The organism is Mycolicibacterium pyrenivorans, from assembly GCF_025821625.1.
GTDB classification, from domain to species: Bacteria; Actinomycetota; Actinomycetes; order Mycobacteriales; family Mycobacteriaceae; genus Mycobacterium; species Mycobacterium pyrenivorans.
Genome location: NZ_JACKSH010000075.1, coordinates 37,046 through 55,793, shown reverse-complemented (window position 1 = coordinate 55,793; position 18,748 = coordinate 37,046). Strand labels below are relative to the sequence as shown.

15 protein-coding genes and 2 pseudogenes are annotated in these 18,748 nt (G+C 69.0%); 8 read left to right on the top strand and 9 right to left on the bottom strand.

What is annotated here, in order from left to right; genetic code table 11:
- Window positions 1-253 precede the first annotated feature (253 nt).
- Window positions 254-1,012 (bottom strand): NAD(P)H-binding protein, encoded by a 759-nt coding sequence (locus tag H7I57_RS10340; protein ID WP_264023382.1) that lies wholly within the window; start codon window positions 1,010-1,012, stop codon window positions 254-256.
- A gap of 158 nt (window positions 1,013-1,170) precedes the next feature.
- On the opposite strand from H7I57_RS10340, the gene H7I57_RS10335 reads away from it, so the two are divergent.
- Window positions 1,171-1,995 (top strand): alpha/beta fold hydrolase, encoded by an 825-nt coding sequence (locus tag H7I57_RS10335; protein WP_264023381.1) that lies wholly within the window; start codon window positions 1,171-1,173, stop codon window positions 1,993-1,995.
- Here the strand turns inward: H7I57_RS10335 and map are convergent.
- Entirely contained in the window at window positions 1,961-2,785 is an 825-nt protein-coding gene (gene map / locus H7I57_RS10330; protein ID WP_264023379.1) for a type I methionyl aminopeptidase, read from the bottom strand. The two genes, H7I57_RS10335 and map, sit on opposite strands and share 35 nt — an antisense overlap.
- Window positions 2,786-2,870: 85 nt before the next feature.
- On the opposite strand from map, the gene H7I57_RS10325 reads away from it, so the two are divergent.
- Window positions 2,871-3,137 carry a helix-turn-helix domain-containing protein gene (locus tag H7I57_RS10325; RefSeq protein WP_264023378.1) on the top strand — a complete coding sequence of 89 codons (267 nt, stop codon included), beginning with the start codon at window positions 2,871-2,873 and terminating at the stop codon, window positions 3,135-3,137.
- A 258-nt stretch (window positions 3,138-3,395) separates the two neighbouring features.
- On the opposite strand, the pseudogene H7I57_RS10320 reads toward H7I57_RS10325, so the two are convergent.
- The 4 genes and pseudogenes from H7I57_RS10320 to H7I57_RS10305 form a co-directional block, all read right to left on the bottom strand.
- A pseudogene (locus H7I57_RS10320) lies at window positions 3,396-3,605 on the bottom strand (hypothetical protein); the annotation flags it as partial.
- 266 nt (window positions 3,606-3,871) lie between these two features.
- The gene (locus tag H7I57_RS10315; protein ID WP_275081127.1) at window positions 3,872-4,882 is read right to left on the bottom strand and encodes an SMP-30/gluconolactonase/LRE family protein; all 1,011 of its coding nucleotides are present in this window, start codon (window positions 4,880-4,882) and stop codon (window positions 3,872-3,874) included.
- 76 nt (window positions 4,883-4,958) lie between these two features.
- Window positions 4,959-6,347 carry an aspartate aminotransferase family protein gene (locus H7I57_RS10310; RefSeq protein WP_264023375.1) on the bottom strand — a complete coding sequence of 463 codons (1,389 nt, stop codon included), beginning with the start codon at window positions 6,345-6,347 and terminating at the stop codon, window positions 4,959-4,961.
- Window positions 6,344-6,865 carry an Lrp/AsnC family transcriptional regulator gene (locus H7I57_RS10305; protein WP_264023373.1) on the bottom strand — a complete coding sequence of 174 codons (522 nt, stop codon included), beginning with the start codon at window positions 6,863-6,865 and terminating at the stop codon, window positions 6,344-6,346. The genes H7I57_RS10310 and H7I57_RS10305 overlap by 4 nt, the downstream gene beginning before the upstream one ends.
- 121 nt (window positions 6,866-6,986) lie before the next feature.
- Here H7I57_RS10305 and H7I57_RS10300 point away from each other — a divergent pair, with 121 nt between their 5' ends.
- Window positions 6,987-8,492, top strand: coding sequence for a gamma-aminobutyraldehyde dehydrogenase (locus tag H7I57_RS10300; RefSeq protein WP_264023371.1), 1,506 nt, complete (start codon window positions 6,987-6,989; stop codon window positions 8,490-8,492).
- Window positions 8,493-8,572: 80 nt separating this feature from the next.
- On the opposite strand, the gene H7I57_RS10295 is transcribed toward H7I57_RS10300, so the two are convergent.
- Together H7I57_RS10295 and H7I57_RS10290 are read right to left on the bottom strand one after the other, a co-directional pair.
- A complete protein-coding gene (locus tag H7I57_RS10295; protein WP_264023369.1) occupies window positions 8,573-9,430 on the bottom strand; it encodes a universal stress protein in 858 nt (285 codons plus the stop codon).
- A gap of 17 nt (window positions 9,431-9,447) precedes the next feature.
- Entirely contained in the window at window positions 9,448-10,959 is a 1,512-nt protein-coding gene (locus H7I57_RS10290) for an APC family permease (RefSeq protein ID WP_264023367.1), read from the bottom strand.
- A gap of 135 nt (window positions 10,960-11,094) precedes the next feature.
- On the opposite strand from H7I57_RS10290, the gene H7I57_RS10285 reads away from it, so the two are divergent.
- Window positions 11,095-12,024 (top strand): sigma-70 family RNA polymerase sigma factor, encoded by a 930-nt coding sequence (locus H7I57_RS10285; RefSeq protein WP_264023366.1) that lies wholly within the window; start codon window positions 11,095-11,097, stop codon window positions 12,022-12,024.
- Here H7I57_RS10285 and H7I57_RS10280 read toward each other — a convergent pair.
- Window positions 11,966-12,613 (bottom strand): annotated as a pseudogene (locus H7I57_RS10280) (carboxymuconolactone decarboxylase family protein); the annotation flags it as partial. The gene H7I57_RS10285 and the pseudogene H7I57_RS10280 overlap by 59 nt on opposite strands.
- Window positions 12,614-12,753: 140 nt before the next feature.
- On the opposite strand from H7I57_RS10280, the gene H7I57_RS10275 reads away from it, so the two are divergent.
- From H7I57_RS10275 to H7I57_RS10260, 4 genes are all read left to right on the top strand, one after another.
- Window positions 12,754-15,042, top strand: coding sequence for an MMPL family transporter (locus H7I57_RS10275; protein ID WP_264023388.1), 2,289 nt, complete (start codon window positions 12,754-12,756; stop codon window positions 15,040-15,042).
- Between the two features lie 90 nt (window positions 15,043-15,132).
- A complete protein-coding gene (locus H7I57_RS10270; protein ID WP_443678330.1) occupies window positions 15,133-16,260 on the top strand; it encodes a polyprenyl synthetase family protein in 1,128 nt (375 codons plus the stop codon).
- Window positions 16,239-17,768, top strand: a complete 1,530-nt coding sequence (gene crtI / locus H7I57_RS10265; protein WP_372510176.1) for a phytoene desaturase family protein — start codon at window positions 16,239-16,241, stop codon at window positions 17,766-17,768. Before H7I57_RS10270 ends, crtI begins: the two co-directional genes overlap by 22 nt.
- Entirely contained in the window at window positions 17,765-18,712 is a 948-nt protein-coding gene (locus H7I57_RS10260) for a phytoene/squalene synthase family protein (RefSeq protein WP_264023364.1), read from the top strand. Before crtI ends, H7I57_RS10260 begins: the two co-directional genes overlap by 4 nt.
- The last annotated feature ends 36 nt before the right edge of the window (window positions 18,713-18,748 follow it).

Below are 18,748 nucleotides of genomic sequence, written 5' to 3'. Positions count from 1 at the left end.
GCCTCCGCTGGGGGCGGCGTCGGCGGGGGCGGCCAGTCCGAGGACGGCGGCCGACAGGCCGGCTGCGATGGCGGTGGTGATGCTGAGCTTGGTCATTGGGCTCTTCCCTTTGGTGTCGGGTCGGAGCCGTGGAGCGGGTCGCGCGGTTTCGACTTTCTTGGTTGATCTTGTTGGATCTGATGGCTTGAACCGGCAGGTCAGGGGATTAATTCCGCTGGCAGGAATTGCACGACGGGTGGCAGAAACCCGTCGGTCAGCCCCCGAACTTGGCGGCGTTCTCGGCGACGTACTGCTGCATCGTGACCGCGGGCCGGCCCGTCACGCGCTCGACGTCGTCGGTCAGACGCTCGTACCGGTGGGCGCGGTGAAGGCGGGCCATCGTGTCGATGTGATGCGCCACGTGAGGTGGCAGACCGGCCGGCTCCAGGATCTGCTCGGCCCACTGCGTGTGGGGGATGTCCGCGCCGGCGACCGGATGACCGAGCGCGCCCGCCAGATTGCGGGCCAATCCGTCGACGTCGAGGAGTGCGGACAGGAATGTGAACAACGGGTTGTCCATGAACACGGTCGGCCTCACATGGGTGACGGGCAGCCCCGACCAGTCCATGACCTGTTCGCTCAGCCAGTGCAACCGCTGCTGGTGGGATTCGTCGCGACTGGTCAGCGACATCTGGGACACCGTCATCTGCGACATGTTCACGATGGTCTCCAGGCCGTCGTGTTCCCGGCCGACAGCGCTGACGACGGCCGCGGCCTCCAGATACGAGGCCGAGACGCCCATGTTGAAGAACACCCGGTCCACCCCGTGCATGGCGGCGACGACGTCGGTCGGTTCGGTCAGATCGCCCGCGACGACCTGAGCGCCGAGCCTGCGTAACGGGTCCGCGCGGTGATCGTCGCGGTGGACGAGGGCGCGTACCTGGGCGCCGTCCCGGACCAGAAGATCGACGACGGCGTTGCTGACACCGCCGATCGTGCCACCGGCGCCGGTGACGAGGTATCGAGTGTTCATGATCTGTTCTCCCGATCTAGGTTCCATTATCTATACTCAGCTCTGGACGATGTAACCAGTGCGTGCTACGAGTTGATTCCCGCTGGGGTCTGACCCTCAGCGCCGATGGTGGTCAGCGTTGATGACAGCCGTCGTCGACGCGAGAAAGGTAAAGCCCCATGAGCAACCTCACCACCTCCGACGGCACCGAGATCTTCTTCAAGGACTGGGGATCGGGTCAGCCGATCGTCTTCAGTCACGGCTGGCCCCTGTCCTCGGACGACTGGGACAACCAGATGTTGTTCTTCCTCCAGCACGGTTTCCGGGTGATCGCCCATGACCGGCGCGGTCACGGCCGGTCGACACAGACCCCCGATGGGCACGACCTCGATCACTACGCCGACGATCTCGCTGCGCTGACCGAGCATCTCGATCTGCGCGATGCCATCCACGTCGGGCATTCCACCGGTGGCGGCGAGGTCGTGCGCTACCTCGCCCGTCACGGTGAGGGACGGGTCGCCAAGGCGGCGCTCATCAGCGCGGTTCCGCCGTTGATGGTGCAGACCGACGCCAATCCAGAAGGCTTGCCCAAGAGCGTGTTCGACGATCTGCAGGCGCAACTGGCGGCCAACCGCTCGGAGTTCTACCGTGCGCTGCCGTCGGGGCCGTTCTACGGCTTCAACCGTCCCGGGGTGGAGCCCTCAGAGGCCATCATCGAGAACTGGTGGCGCCAGGGAATGATGGGTGACGCGTTCTCCCACTACGACGGCATCGTCGCGTTCTCGCAGACCGACTTCACCGAGGACTTGAAGAAAATCACCGTTCCCACGCTCGTGATGCACAGCGAGGACGACCAGATCGTGCCCTACGTCGCGGCGGGCCCGAAGTCCGCCGAGCTCCTGCAGAACGGAATCCTGAAGACCTACCAGGGATTCCCGCACGGGATGCCCACCACCCACGCCGACGTGATCAACGCCGACCTGTTGGCGTTCGTGCAGGGGTGACGCTGCGTCTCGAATACCGTTGTGGGGCAAGGGTGAGTATGCGTGGACCCGTTTCGGTGATGGCGATGGTGTGCTCGGAGTGTGCGGTGTTCGATCCGTCGGCCGAGCGCAGGGTCCAGCCGTCGGCGTCGATGACCAGACGATCACTGCCCCGCGCCCACCACGGTTCGAGCGCGAGGGTCATGCCCGGCCGCAGCAGCAGTCCGCGCCCGCGCCGCCCGCGGTTGCAGATGTGCGGATCCTCGTGCATGGTGCGACCCAATCCGTGGCCGCCGAATTCGGCGTTGACCCGATAGCCGGCCTCGGTCGCGACTTCGCCGATGGCGGCGGAGATGTCACCGAGTCGACCCCCGGGGACCGCCGCGGCGATACCTGCGTCGAGGGCTCGCTGCGTCGACTCGATGAGCGCTCTGTCGGCGGGGTCGGCGCTGTCACCGACGATGACCGTGACCGCGGAATCGGCCACCCAGCCGTCGATCGACACCGCGAAGTCCAAGCTCAACACGTCGCCGTCGCGCAGCATGTAGTCGCGTGGCATCCCGTGCAGCACAGCGTCGTTGACCGACAGGCAGATGACGTTGCGGAACGGGCCGCGACCGAACGACGGCGCGTAATCCCAGTAGCATGACGTGGCGCCGCGGTCGGCGACCAGCGCCCGGGCGTGGTGTTCGAGCTGCATCAGGTTCACCCCTGGCTGTGCCTCGCTCGACAGCGTCGCCAGCGTTTCCGCGACGAAGGCGCCGGTGACCGCCATCTTTTCGATCTCGTCGGCAGTCTTGAGTTCGATCATGTTCGGCCTCCGTCAGGATCGGTATTTTTATACCGTTCCTGACTGTACCAGTGCCGGTATTTGAATACCGGCTATGCTGACCGGCATGGTGCGTGTACCCCTGAGCCCCGAGCAGGTGAGAGCCGGGCAACGCCTCGGCGCGCTGATCAGGACGGCCCGAGCCGGCCGCGACCCCGAGATGATCGCGCGTCATGCCGGCATCTCGCCCGAGACCCTGCGCAAGATCGAGGTCGGACGGATGCCCAGCCCGAGCTTCGGCACGGTGATCGGACTCTGCGATGCTCTCGGCTTGCCGCTGCAGGATGCCGTCGACGCCTGGCACGGGAACGGCGAGCGACAGGTGGCCATCTAGGCCATCGTCGCCGACGAACATGGGGCACCTCCGGTCGGAGGTGCCCCTTGTCGTCTGCTCGGGTGTGTCAGCGAACCTCGACGAAGTAGATGCGGCCGGCGGGGACCAGGATGCGGTCGTCGCGCTGCAGGTCCCACTCCCACTTGTTGAACTGCTGGCCGGGGCGTACCGAGACGANTCGACGAAGTAGATGCGGCCGGCGGGGACCAGGATGCGGTCGTCGCGCTGCAGGTCCCACTCCCACTTGTTGAACTGCTGGCCGGGGCGTACCGAGACGACGCTGGCCTCGGACAGTGGGGTGCTGCTCTGGCGCTTGACGATGACGCGGTGGCCCTGGGCCTCGAGTTGGCTGATGGTCTGTTGGGCGTTGTTGCCTCCGCTGGGGGCGGCGTCGGCGGGGGCGGCCAGTCCGAGGACGGCGGCCGACAGGCCGGCTGCGATGGCGGTGGTGATGCTGAGCTTGGTCATTGGNGCCTCCGCTGGGGGCGGCGTCGGCGGGGGCGGCCAGTCCGAGGACGGCGGCCGACAGGCCGGCTGCGATGGCGGTGGTGATGCTGAGCTTGGTCATTGGTCTCTTCCCTTTGGTGTCGGGTCGGAGCCGTGGAGCGGGTCGCGCGGTTTCGACTTTCTTGGTTGATCTTGTTGGATCTGATGGCTTAAACCGGCAGGTCAGGGGATTAATTCCGCTGGCAGGAATTGCACGACGGCTGGCAGAAACCCGTCGGTGAGATCGCTCAGAGCGAGGTCGCGTCGAGGTCGACCCACCCCAGGCACGGGGCCGCGATGCTGCCCATCCACAGCCGGCCGTGGGCCTCGACGAGGCCGGTCACCATGCTGAACGCCGGGTGGGTGGTGCGAATCCCGGCGACGGCGTCGCCGGTCTCGGGGTCGAACGCGACCGCCCACACCACCGCCGCCGGTTTCGGCTGGAATCGTTTCGGCAGCCGCCACACCAGTTTCCGCAGCAGCGGCGGTCCCGCGGCGAGCCGGTCGGCAATGGGATTGGCGGGCGTGACCATGGCGCACCAGATCCGGCCGTCGGCACCGGTGGAGAGGTTGTCGGGCATCGCGGGCAGGTTCTTCGCAAGCGGTGTCACCGAACCCTCCCGCGGACCGGTCAGCCAGTACTTCGACAGCCGCCGACCCTGGGTCTCGGCGAACACCAACGCCGACCCGTCCGCGGTGGGCGTCACACCGTTGGCGAAATACAGCCCGTCGACGACGGTCGTGACCGTGCCGTCGGGATCGAGCCGGTGGAGATTGCCGCGCGGGCGGGCCTCCAGGATGGCGCCGACGTAGTCGGCCACCGTGAACGCCGTGGTGGACTCGGTGAAATACACTGCCCCGTCGGGGGTTTCGGTGACGTTGGAGCAGAACTGCAACGTCCGGCCCGCCACCGAGTCGACCAGGGTCTGCGAGCGGCCGGTCGCGGTGTCCATGGCGAGGAGCCCCCGGGGGCTGTCGCACACCAGCAGCCGGCCGTCGCGCGCGAACGTCAGCCCCAGCGGCCGGCCGCCGGTGTTGCCGATGACCTCTGGCCCGGTGCCGTCGGGGGAGAGACGCACGATGCCGCCGTCTAGCGCGCCCACCCAGAGGTACCCGTCGGAGTCGACGACGACGTCCTCGGGTTCGCCGCCGGGGACGGGGACCAGGGTGATCTCGGCGGCGGGGAAGTCGGGTAGCGCGTCGACCGGTGGGGCCTGCCACCGGACGGGGTCGACAGGTGGCTTGGGCACGTCCCCCAGTCTCGCCGGAATTGCATTCCAGCAGGCCGTTACTCGCAATTCTCCTGCCGGAATGCAATTCCGGCGGGGGGGGGGGCTACATGCGCGCGGACGCCTCGGTGAGTACTCCCCGCAGGATGTCGTAGATGGCGTCGAACTCCTTCTGCCCGCTGATCAGCGGCGGGGCCAGCTGCACGACCGGATCGCCGCGGTCGTCGGCGCGGCAGTACAGCCCGGCCTCCCACAGCGCCGGGGTGAGGAAGCCGCGCAATAGCCGCTCGGACTCGTCGTCGTCGAACGTCTCCCTGGTGGCCTTGTCCTTGACCAACTCGATGCCGTAGAAGAAGCCCTCGCCCCGGACATCGCCGACGATCGGCAGATCCGAGAGCTTCTCCAGCGTGGCCCGGAACGCCGGGGCCATGTGCTTGACGTGGTCGTTGATGCCCTCGCGCTCGAAGATGTCGAGGTTGGCCAGCGCCACGGCCGACGACACCGGGTGCCCGCCGAACGTGTAGCCGTGACCGAACACCGTCTGCCCGTCGTTGAACGGCTCGAAGAGCCGGTCGCTGGCGATCATCGCGCCGATCGGCGAGTAGCCCGACGTCAGACCCTTCGCGCAGGTGATGATGTCCGGCACGTAGTCGAAGTCGGTGCACGCGAACATCGAACCGATGCGGCCGTACGCGCAGATGACCTCGTCGGAGACCAGCAGCACGTCGTACTCGTCGCAGATCTCGCGGACCCGTTCGAAGTACCCGGGCGGCGGCGGGAAGCAGCCGCCGGCGTTCTGCACCGGTTCGAGAAAGACAGCGCACACCGTTTCCGGGCCCTCGAACTCGATGGCCTCGGCGATGCGGTCGGCGCAGTAGCGGCCGAACGCCTTGATGTCGGTGTCATACGGCGCGGGGGCGCGGTAGAAGTTGGTGTTGGGCACCCGGAAACCGCCCGGGACCAGCGGCTCGAACGGCGCCTTGAACGCCGGGATGCCGGTGATCGACAGGGCGCCCTGCGGGGTGCCGTGGTAGGCGATCGCGCGTGAGACCACCTTGTGCTTGCCGGGCTTGCCGGTGAGCTTGTAGTACTGCTTGGCCAGCTTCCACGCGCTCTCGACGGCCTCACCGCCGCCGGTGGTGAAGAACACCCGGTTCAAGTCGCCCGGCGCATAGCCGGCGAGGCGTTCGGCCAGTTCGATCGCGGTGGGCGTGGCGTAGGACCACAGCGGGAAGAACGCCAGCTTCTCGGCCTGCTTGGCGGCGGCCTCGGCGAGTTCCTTGCGCCCGTGGCCGACCTGGACGACGAACAGCCCGGAGAGGCCGTCGATGTAGCGCTTGCCCTGGTCGTCGAAGATGTGCACGCCCTCGCCGCGGGTGATGATCGGCGGGGTGATGCCCGCGCCGTGCCGGGCGAAGTGGCCCCACAGATGGCGGTTGGCCTTCGCGCCCAGCTCGCTGGTGGTTGTCTGATCCGTTTCGGAAATGATGGTCATCGCGTACCCCAATTATATTGCTGCTTAACAAGTTTCAGGTAGACAAGGGTTTCGGTGGATATCACTCCCGGCAGCGCGCGGATCTTGGTGTTGAGAAGGTCGAGCAGGTCGTCGTCGTCCTCGCAGACCACCTCGACGATGGCGTCGAACGAGCCCGCCGTGAGCACCACGTAGTCGACACATTCGATCGAGGCGAGCTTCTCGGCGATCTTGGTGGTGTCGCCGGTGCACTTGAGGCCGATCATGGCCTGGCGGGCGAAGCCCAGCTGCATCGGATCGGTGACCGCGACGATCTGCATCACCCCGGCGTCGACCATGCGCTGGACCCGCTGCCGGACGGCGGCCTCGGACAGGCCCACCGCCTTGCCGATGCCGGCATACGACCGGCGGCCGTCCTGCTGCAGCTTCTCGATGATCGCCTTGGACAGCTCGTCGAGCTGGAACGCAGCCCCTGGGCGAGACTGATTGACACGGAACGAGACGGGCCCGACGGCGTGCGGGACCCCCGGGTTAGCCATGCAGTGATTGTGCACGGAATCCGTCGCGCCAAGCAACCGTGACCATGAAATCATGCGTTTTATGCCCCTGACGGTGCCGTAATGCGTAGCTTCCGCGCCGAGGCCGCGATAGCGTTGGGTCATGACTGTGGTTTCATCCTCGGCCGTGACGACGGGCCTGGCAGGCAATTGGATCGATGGTGCGCCGGTGGTGACCGGTGGCGCGTCGCACACCGTGATCAACCCGGCAACCGGGGAGACGGTCGCCGAGATGGCGTTGGCCCAGCCCGCCGACGTCGACGCCGCGATCGCGTCGGCGCGCGCCGCGCTGCGCGACTGGTCCGGCGCCACCCCGGCCGAGCGGTCGGCGGTGCTGGCCAAGCTCGCGAAGCTGGCCGACGAGGCCGCCGACGGTCTGGTCGCCGAGGAGGTGGCCCAGACCGGCAAACCGGTGCGCCTGGCCCGGGAGTTCGACGTCCCGGGCAGCGTCGACAACATCGACTTCTTCGCCGGGGCGGCCCGCCACCTCGAGGGCAAAGCCAGCGGGGAGTACTCCGGCGATCACACGTCGTCGATCCGCCGCGAGGCCGTCGGCGTGGTCGCCACGATCACGCCGTGGAACTACCCGCTACAGATGGCGGTGTGGAAGGTGCTGCCCGCGTTGGCCGCCGGGTGCTCGGTGGTGATCAAGCCGGCCGAGATCACCCCGTTGACGACGTTGACGCTGGCCCGCCTGGCCACCGAAGCCGGGCTGCCCGACGGCGTGTTCAACGTGCTCACCGGGGCCGGCGCCGACGTCGGCACCGCGCTGGCCGGTCACGCTGATGTGGACATGGTGACGTTCACCGGGTCGACGGCCGTGGGACGTCGCGTCATGCTCGCGGCGGCGGCGCACGGGCACCGGACGCAGTTGGAGCTCGGTGGCAAGGCGCCGTTCGTGGTGTTCGACGATGCGGATCTCGATGCCGCGATCCAGGGTGCGGTGGCCGGGGCGCTGATCAACACCGGGCAGGACTGCACGGCGGCGACGCGCGCGATCGTGGCCCGGGATCTGTACGACGACTTCGTCGCCGGTGTGGGCGAGGTGTTCGCGAAGATCGTGGTGGGGGACCCAACGGATCCGGATACGGACTTGGGGCCGCTGATCACGGCGGCGCACCGGGCGAAGGTGGCCGGCATGGTGGAGCGGGCGCCGGGGGAGGGCGGGCGGATCGTCACCGGCGGGGTGGCGCCGGACGGGCCGGGGTCGTTCTATCGGCCGACGTTGATCGCCGACGTGTCCGAGTCCTCCGAGGTGTGGCGCGACGAGATCTTCGGGCCGGTGCTGACGGTGCGCGCGTTCACCGATGACGACGACGCGATCCGCCAGGCCAACGACACCGTCTACGGTCTGGCGGCGTCGGCGTGGACGCGGGATGTGTATCGCGCACAACGGGCTTCACGCGAAATCCATGCCGGGTGCGTGTGGATCAACGATCACATCCCGATCATCTCCGAGATGCCGCATGGTGGTTTCGGCGCCTCGGGCTTCGGTAAGGACATGAGCCAGTACTCGCTCGAGGAGTACCTGGCGATCAAGCACGTGATGAGCGACATCACCGGGACGGTCGACAAGGACTGGCACCGCACGGTTTTCGCCAAGCGATAGGCGCCCGCGAACGTGCATTCCTTGTCGTGAAAACCGCCTGCGAGCTACATGGAATGCACGTTCGCGGTTCGGGCCGGCCATTACGTCCGCGGGACGACGATCACCGGCACGTCGACCCCGGCCAGGATGCGCGCCGCAGTGGACCCCAGGAACAGCCGGCGCGGCGCGGCGAACCGGCTCGAGCCCACGACCAGCAGGTCGCCGTCCTCCCACCGCAGCTTCTTCAGCGCCGACTCCAGCGTCATGCCGTCGGCCACCAGTGACTCGATCTCGGGGGAATCCGGCAGCGCGCGCGCCGCGAGCACCAGGTTCTCCTCGGCGGCCGCGACCTGAAGCTGCCGGACCTCCCGGGCGCTGCCCGCTTCGGCGAGGTTCTCCGCGGACACCAGCGACAGCATGCGGATCGGCAGCCCTGCGGCACTGGCCAGCGTGATCGCGAACGGCAACGGGTTGTCGTCGCCGGGCTTGGTGGGCACGGCGGCGGTCACCGCCTCGATCGCCTCGTCGGGGTCCTCGGCGTAGCCGCGCGGCGCGAGTGCCACCGGGATCGGCGAGGAGTGCAGCAACGCCCCGGTGACCGGGCCGATGGTGTGACGGCCGAAGAATCCGTCCCGCGCACCGCCGACGACGATGAGGTCCGAGGCCTTCTGCTCGGCGAACTCGACCAGCGACTGGGCGAACGACTCCCCAACGGCCACCGTGGATTCGGCAGCCACGCCGGCGGCCGCGAGCGCGGCGACCGCCCTGGACACCCACTGCTCGCCGCGGTCGATGAGCATCTGCTGATACTCCAGGCGACCGGGATGGCCGTCGGGCAGTTCCTCGCGGACGACGAGCACGACGTCGACGTCGGCGTCGAAGGTCTTCGCGAGCGCGCTGGCCAGTGCGATCCCGTCGTCGCCGGTCGGGGTGGCTAGGTAGCCGACGGTCAAATGCATTGCGGCTCAGCCTTTCTCTAAAATATGTCCGGTACCTTGACTTCGGTGGTGGCGTTCAGCGTCTCGCCGCGGAAGAACCGCTTGGTGCCGAACGCGAAGCACGCCAGCATCAACGGCACACCGAGCACCAGCATCCCGATGCCGAGCACGAACACCCCGCCCACGGGTCCGAAAGCGGTGTAGCCGTAGTCGGGTTGGATCATGTCGGTGGCGCTCTGGACGAACGCCCACGTCATCGCCAGGGCGCCGATCAGCGGGAAGATCCCGCGGAAGAACAGGTTTCGCGTCGAGGCGAACAGCGTCCTGCGGAAGTACCACACGCAGGCATAGGCGGTGATCCCGTAGTAGAAGGCGACCGCCAGCCCCAGCGAGGCCACCGAGTCGGCCAGCGCGTTCTCCGACAGAACCGTCAGCAGCAGGTAGAACGACAACGCCGAGATCCCCATCACGATGGTGCCGAACGCGGGCGTCATGTAGCGCGGGTGCACGCTGGCGAACCGCTTCGGGATCGCCTCGTAGACGGCCATCGACAGCGTGCCGCGCGCGGTCGGCAGGATCGTGGTCTGCGTCGAGGACAGCGCCGAGACCGACACGGTGAGCAGCAGCGCCGACGCGGCGATGGCGCCCGCCACCGGTTCGCCGAGCACGGTGAGCACGTCGTCGGTGTTCATCGCGTTGTTCAGGCCGATGCCGACGTCGCCGAACCCGGCGAACGACTGGATCGCGTAGGCCACCAACACGTAAGTGCACACCAGGATCAGTGTGGTGATCACGGCGGCGATGCCCGGCGTCCTGCCAGGATCCTTGGTCTCCTCGCCGACGGCCAGGCACGCGTCCCAGCCCCAGTAGATGAAGATGCACAGGATGATCGCGGCGGCGATCGACGACGCGTCCAGCCCGCCGGGCCACAGCCACGACAGCTGCGGGGTGATGGCCTGGGCGCCGGCATTGCCCGCGAACACCCGGATGAGCGCGATGACGCTGACGGTGATCAGCACACCGAATTGGATGGTGATCAGCACGTTCTGGACCCGCTCGCTGACTACGATGCCGCGCGCCGACAGCAGCGTCATCGAGATGATGAAGAAGCACCCCAGGCCGACCTTGGCGAAGGTGTTCTCGGCCAGGTCGTCGAGGCCGAGGAAGTCGAACAGATAGATCGCGGCGATCTCGGCGACGTTGGCCAGCACGATGATCGCCGACACCGCCAGGCCCCAGCCGCCGATCCAGCCGATCCACGGTCCGAACGCCTTGGTGCCCCACGTGAACGTGGTGCCGCAGTCGGGGGTGTCCTGCGACAGCTCCTTGTAGGCGAACGCGACGAGCAGCATCGGGATGAACGCCAGCAGGAACATCGACGGCGCCTTCTCGCCGACGGCCAGCACGACGTAGCCCAGCGTGGCGGCCAGGCTGTAGGCGGGTGCGACGGCGGCCAGGCCGATGACGACGTTGCCGACCAGTCCGAGCGCCCCGGCCCGAAGGCCTTTGCCGCCGACCGCGGGGAGCGACGGTTCCTCCGTGATAGCCATGCGCGCAATATACGGTTCCGGTGGTGGCCGCGCGGGCTGTCCGCCGGAATTGCATTCCAGCAGGAAGAGTGCGAGAAAAGGCCTGCTGGAATGCAATTCCGGCGCAGTGTGTGTTGCGGGTTCTAGAATCGAGGGGTGACCGCCAGCGCGCGGGTCGACGAGTTCGAGCAGCTGCGGCCGCACCTGCTCGCCGTGGCCTACCGACTCACCGGTACGGTCGTCGACGCCGAGGACATCGTCCAGGAAGCGTGGCTGCGGTGGAATGCCCACCGCGACACGTCGATTCACGATCTGAAGGCGTGGTTGACGACGGTCGTCAGCCGTCTCGGCCTGGACCGGCTGCGGTCGGCGACGCAGCGACGGGAGACCTACGCCGGGGACTGGCTGCCCGAGCCCGTGGTGACGCCACTGGACGCGGCGGACCCGTTGGCGGCGGTGGTGGCCGGCGAGGATGCCCGGTTCGCGGCCATGGTCGTGCTGGAGCGCCTGACGCCGGACCAGCGGGTGGCGTTCGTGCTGCACGACGGCTTCGCCATCCCGTTCGACGAGGTCGCCGAGATCCTCGGATCGACGCCTGCCGCGGTGCGTCAGCTCGCGTCGCGGGCCCGCCGCGCGGTCGCCGGCGCCCCGCCACCCGCGGCCGAGCATGCCGAGGTGGTCGGAAAGTTGTTGGCGGCCATGGCATCCGGTGACCTCGCGGCCGTCGTCGCCCTGCTGCACCCGGAGGTGACGTTCACCGGTGACTCGAATCGGCGGGCACCGACTGCGCCGCGCACCATCCACGGTGCGGACAAGGTCGCCCGGTTCCTGCTGGGATTGGCGCGGCGCTACGGTCCGCGGCTGTTCGAGGCGGGCAGGCCCGGCCTGGTCAACGGCGAGCTGGGCGTCTACACGTTCGGGGCCGCCGCGGACGGACCGTGGCCCGCGCTCGCGCCGCGCATTCAGGCGCTGACGGTGCGCGACGGGCAGGTTGTGGCGGTCTACGACATCGCCAACCCCGACAAGTTCAGCGCGTCGCCCCTTCATCGCGGGCCCACGGAACCCGGCACGCATCGCCGGAGTTGAAGCCCTGCTCGGTGATCCCCAACGCCGAGTACATCCGCGCCCGCATGTTCTCCACGCCGATCTGATAGCTGAGCTCGATCACCCCGGCATCGCCGAAGCGCCCGCGAAGATCGGTGACCTGCTCGTCGGTGACCCGGTGCGGGTCGGTCGTCATCGCATCGGCGTAGGCGATGGCCGCGCGCTCGTCACCGCTGAACAGCGGAGACGTCGCGTAATCGTCGATGTGGCGCAGCCGATCGACGTCGAGGCCGTCCAGTCGCTGCAGCATCGCGCCGAAGTCGACGCACCACGAGCACCCGATCGCCCTGGCGGTCCAGAACACGGCGAGCTCGCGCACCCCGGCGGGCAGCGTCTTCGACGCGGACGCCAGCATGCCCTCGTGCACGGCGTTGGCGAGCAGCAGGCGTGGATGGTGTGCGGCGACGGTGAACGGTTCGGGCACCTCGCCGAGGCGCCTCTTGGCGTAGCGGTACATCAGCCGGGTCAGCAACGAGGTCTTGGCCGGCGGGAGCGGAGCAATTCGTGGTGTCGTCATATTCAGGAGACGAGACAGCGCGCCGAGATGTGACACCCAACCCGAGACGGGACACCCAACGGTGACGCGTCGCTGACAAATCGGTCGCGCCGCACTCCGCCCGGGTGGTGGCGTGGCAGGCTGCGGTCACCGCCCGCGGCGGGTGGTGGCCGAAACAGGCACCGGAACAGGCTCCCGAAACAGGCGAGGTCGTGCTGCTGCAGCGAATCGCGTCGATGGCCATCGCAGCCCCAGGTCGCGTCGTGGCCATTGCAGCACTGGTGCTGGTCGGCGCGGCGGTCTTCGGCGTGCCCGCCGCGGACAGCCTGTCGTCGGGCGGCTTTCAGGATCCGGCGTCGCAGTCCGCCCGCGCGACCCGCGCCATGACCGACACGTTCGGCAAGGGCGACGTCGAGTTGGTGTTCACGGTGACCGACCCGCAGAGCGCGACCAGCGCCGCCGCGAAAGCCGCGGGACTGCAGATCGTCGACCGGATCGACGACGATCCGAACGTCGTGTCCGTGGTGTCGCCGTGGACGTCGCAGCCGGCCGGTGCCGCCGCGCTGACCAGTGTCGACGGCCGGACCGGCCTGATCGTCGCCGAGCTGACCGGAGGCGAGGACGCCGGCCCGCGCAACGCCCAGGCGCTCGTCGACGACGTCGACGCGGCGGTGCTGCCGGACCACGACGCCGTGACGGTGCTGGCCGGAGGGTCGGCGATGGTGTACTCGCAGATCAACTCCCAGACTAAGCGTGACGTCGTGCTGATGGAGGCGATCGCGATCCCGCTGAGCTTCCTTGTGCTGCTGTGGGTGTTCAAAGGTCTTCTGGCCGCGGCGCTTCCGGTGGCCATCGGGGCGCTGTCGATCGTCGGCTCGATGGCGCTGCTGCGCCTGGTCGCGGTGTGGACCGACGTGTCGATCTTCGCGCTGAACCTCACCGCCGCGCTGGGCCTGGCGCTGGCCATCGACTACACGCTGTTGATCGTCAGCCGCTTCCGAGACGAGATCGCCGGGGGCGCAGCGCGGGACCGGGCGCTGATCACCACGATGGTCACCGCCGGCCGCACCGTGATGTTCTCGGCGATGACGGTGGCGCTGTCGATGGCCGCGATGCTGCTGTTCCCGATGTACTTCCTGACGTCGTTCGCCTATGCGGGCGTCGCGACGGTGGCGCTGTGCGCGACCGCGGCGATCGTGGTGACGCCCGCGGTCATCGTGCTGCTCGGGCCCCGGCTCGACGCCCTGGACGTCCGGCGGCGGCTCCGTCGCCGGGACACCGCACCCACACCGGTACGGCACAAATTCTGGTACCGGTCGACGAAGTTCGTGACCCGCAGGGCCGTGGCCGTCGCCGTGGCGGGCACCGCGGCACTGCTGGTCCTCGGGGTGCCCTTCCTCGGTGTGTCGTGGGGGTTCCCGGACGACCGGGTGCTGCCCACGTCCGCGTCGGCGCATCAGGTCGGTGACATGCTGCGCTCGCAGTTCGCCGACAACTCCGAGGCCGCGGTGACGGTCGTGGTGCCCGACGCCGCCGGCCTGGGTGCGCAGGACTTCCGCAGCTACGGGCTCGAGGCGTCCCAACTGCCCGACGTGTCGGCGGTCGGCACCCCGGCGGGCACCTTCGTCGACGGCCGCGAGGTCGGCCCGCCGACCGCCTCGGCCGTCGAGGGCGGCTCCGCTTATCTGACCGTGGGCAGCACCGCGCCGCTGTTCTCGGCGGCGTCCGGGCAGCAACTCGACCGGCTGCACCAACTCGGCGGACCGGGCGGCCGTGCGGTCGAGATGACCGGGATAGCGCAGATCAACCGCGACAGCGTGCAGGCCATCACCGCGAGGCTGCCCGCGGTTCTCGGGATCATCGCGGTGATCACGGTCGTGCTGTTGTTCCTGATGACGGGCAGCGTGGTGCTTCCGCTCAAGGCGCTGGTGCTCAACCTGTTGTCGCTGACGGCGGCGTTCGGCGCGCTGGTGTGGATCTTCCAGGACGGTCACCTCGGCGCGTTCGGGACGACACCTACCGGCACGCTGGTGGCCAACATGCCGGTGCTGCTGTTCTGCATCGCGTTCGGGCTGTCCATGGATTACGAGGTTTTCCTGATCGCCCGGATCCGCGAGTTCTGGCTGGCCGGCGGCCGCATCGACAACGACGAGAGCGTGGCGCTCGGCCTGGCCCACACCGGGCGGGTGGTGACCGCCGCCGCGCTGATCATGTCGATCTCCTTCGCCGCGCTGATCGCCGCCGAGGTGTCGTTCATGCGGATGTTCGGGCTGGGCCTGACGTTGGCGGTGCTGATCGACGCCACCCTGGTCCGGATGATGCTGCTGCCGGCCTACATGCACCTGATGGGACGGTGGAACTGGTGGGCGCCGGGTCCGCTGACGCGGCTGCACCAGCGCATCGGGCTCGGCGAGACACCGCCGGACCCGCCGCGGCGCGGGCGGCATCGCGCGGGAACGAGCCCAGGAACCGGCGGCGCACAGCAGCGCCCCGGAATTAATTGACCCGTTCGACCAATCCGACCCGCCTCCTTCTCCGAATGCCTGGGTGACCGGGTCTGTCGGTGCCCGTCGCGCGAGCAGAAGGAGTCGGGGTTGAACAACGGTGAACGCACAGGGGTGCGGGTGACGGAGCTGCTCGAGCGGCCGTCCACCCGCACGGTGTCATTCGGTGGGGGTTGGCAGGTTGATCTACGGGCCGCCGTGCGCAAGCACCTCGACGAGTTCGTGCACGGGGAGTGCGTCGAGCGGCTCGGCGCCGCCAACGTCGACTGCGCGGGCGAGCTATTGTGCAGCTTCCTCGACGGCGGCAAGTACGTGCGACCCACCTTCATGTATTTGGGGTGGCTGTGCGGCGCCGACGAGGACGAGGCGGCGCTGCGCGCGTCGGCCAGCCTGGAACTGCTGCACGCCTTCGCTCTGATCCAGGACGACGTCATGGATTCCTCGCCGCTGCGCCGGGCCCGGCCGTCGGCGCACGTCGTCTTCGGCCGCTGGCACCGCGACCGGGCACTGGCGGGATCGGCGGAACGCTTCGGGGAGTCCGCGGCGATCCTGCTCGGCGACCTGTGCCTGGTGTGGGCCGAGGTGATGCTGCGGCGCAGCGGGATCGGCGCCGACGCGCTGGCCCGCGTCTGGCCCCACTACGACGACATGCGGACCGAGCTGGCGATCGGCCAGTTCTCCGACCTGGTCAACAGCTCGCACGCCTTCCCGACGCTGGAGGAGGTGCTCGACGTGCTTCGCCGCAAATCGGGCAACTACACCGTGCGCCGGCCGTTGGAGATCGGTGCCGCGATGGCAGGCTGCGATGGCGCGGTCATCGACGCGCTGTCGGGCTACGGGGCCGCCATCGGCGAAGCGTTCCAGCTGCGCGACGACATCCTCGGTGTGCTCGGATCGCCTTCGCTGACAGGCAAATCCGCGCACACCGACATGGAGGCGGGCAAGGCCACCAGCGTCATCGTCGCTGCCTACGAACTGGCCGGTCCATCGCTGCGCCGCCAGCTCGCGGAGCTGATGACCACCCCGGACATCGACGCCTACGCCGTGGAACGCTGGCGCACCCTCATCGTCGCCAGCGGTGCGGTGCAGTGGATCGAGGAGCTCATCGCCCAGCGCCACGCCCGCGCCCTGAGCTTCCTCGACCGGGCCGCGATCCCGGATGCCCCCCGCGCCGCGCTGGCCGACATGGCCGTGGCCTGCACTCGGCGGGCGGCCTGATGCGCACCGTCACCGGTAAGACCGACCGGGTCGTCGTCGTCGGCGCGGGATTGTCCGGGCTGTCCGCGGCCATGCAGTTGGCGGGCCGCGGCCGCGCGGTCACCGTGCTCGAGCGCGGCGCGCACCCCGGCGGGCGGGTCGGTCGCGCCGACATCGCCGGCTACCGACTCGACACCGGGCCCACGGTGCTGACGATGCCCGACATCATCGACGACGCGTTCGCCGCCGTGGGCGAGTCGTTGGCCGACTGCCTGCCGCTGGACCCCGTGCACCCGGCGTATCAGGCCGAGTTCGCTGACGGCAGTGGGCTGGCCGTGCACACCGAACCCACCGCGATGGCCGCCGAGATCGAGCGGTTCGCCGGGCGGCGGGAAGCCGAGGGCTATCTGCGGCTGCGGGAGTGGCTGACCAAGCTGTACCTCACCGAGTTCGACGGGTTCATCGGCGCCAACTTCGACTCGCCGCTGTCGCTGCTCACCCCGCAGCTGGCGCGGTTGGTCGCGCTCGGCGGTTTCCGCCGCTGGGAACCGATGGTGCGCCGATTCCTGTCCGACGAACGGTTGCAGCGGGTGTTCACCTTCCAGGCGCTCTACGCCGGGGTGCCGCCGCAGAGCGCGCTGGCGGTGTACGCCGTGATCGCCTACATGGACACCGTGGCGGGGGTCTACTTCCCCCGCGGCGGCATGCGGGCGCTCCCGGACGCCATGGCCGCCGCGGCGACCCGTGCCGGTGTCGAGTTCGTGTACAACGCAACGGTTTCGGAGCTGGAGTTCAGCGGTTCGCGCGTCACCGGCGTGCGGACCGCCGGCGGTGAGCGGTTCGGCGCCGACGCCGTCGTCCTGACCACCGAGCTGCCCGACACCTACCGGTTGGTGCGCCGCACGCCGCGGCGACCGCTGGGGTTGCGCGCCGCCCCGTCGGCCGTGGTCGCCCACATCGGTTGCGCGGCAGTGGGTGAGCGTGCCGGACACCACACCATCCTGTTCGGCGAGGCGTGGAAGCAGACCTTCCGCGACATCATCGGTGACGGACGCGTGATGGGCGATCCCTCGCTGCTGGTGACCCGCCCGACCGCAGGCGACCCGTCGCTTGCGCCGGCAGGGCGCGACCTGCTCTACGTGCTGGCGCCCGCGCCCAACACCGCGGTGGGGACCGTGGATTGGGACGCCGAGCAGTCGGGCTACGTCGAGCAGATGCTCGACCGGGTCCGCGCCCGGATGCCCGGCGTCGGTGATGATGCCGAGGTGCTGCGCCTGGTGACCCCCGCCGACTGGGGCCGCCAGGGGATGGCGGCAGGCTCGCCCTTCGCGTTGGCGCACACCTTCGCCCAGACCGGCCCGTTCCGGCCTGCCAACACCGTCCGCGGCGTCGACAACGTCGTGCTGGCGGGATCGTCGACCGTCCCCGGTGTCGGAGTTCCGACCGCGATCATGTCGGGCCGGTTGGCCGCAGACCGGATCACCGGGGTCACCACTGTCCGCCCCAGCCCGGAGGTGAGCCACTCATGATCAACACCGAGCTCGACGCCGCAGGCGTGCGGGAACCCTCACTCCGGCAGGCCTATCGGCAGTGTCGCGCGGTGAACGCCCGAACCGGAAAGACGTTCTTCCTCGCCACGCGGATGCTGGCGCCCCGACAGCGGCCCGCGGTGCACGCGCTGTACGGGTTCGCCCGCCGGGCCGACGACATCCTCGACGACTTCGACAGCACCCGCAGCGTCGAGGATCGCGGACATCAGCTCCATCAGCTGTCCACCCGGCTGTTCAACAGCCTCGTCGAGAATCGGCCCTGCGACGACGATCCCGCGCTGACGGCGGTGGTGCACACGGCGCGCAAGTACCAGATCGGCTGGGATCTGTTCGACGACTTCCTGGAGTCGATGCGGATGGACCTGACGGTCACCGACTACCCGGACCGGCCTTCGCTCGAGCGCTACATGTACGGCTCGGCCGAGGTCATCGGGCTGCAACTGCTCCCCGTCCTGGGCACCGTCGGGCCACGCGAGGACGCGGCGCCGTTTGCCGCCGCGCTCGGAAAGGCGTTCCAGCTGACCAATTTCATCCGCGACGTCGACGAGGACCTTCGCCGCGGCCGCGTCTACCTGCCCGCCGACGAACTCGCCGCGCACGGTGTCGACCGCGACCTGCTCACCTGGTGTCAGGCCAAGGGGCGCACCGACGGACGGGTGCGTGCCGCGCTGGCCGAGCAGCATGCGATCACCCGCGCGGTCTACGACAAGGCCCGCCCGGGTATCGACGCGCTGGTCCCGGCGTCCCGTCCGTGCGTCGAGGCGGCGCTGACGTTGTACTCGGAGATTCTCGCGCGCGTGGAGGCACTCGATTTCGAGATCTTCGGCACCCGCGCAACGGTCGGCAAGCCCCGGCGCGTCGCGGTCGGCGTCGCGGGGATCGGCAAGGCGTGGGTCAACCGGTTGCGGTACGGGAGTGTGTGACCGCGTGGCCCGATGGCGCTGGAACCCTCACTGCCA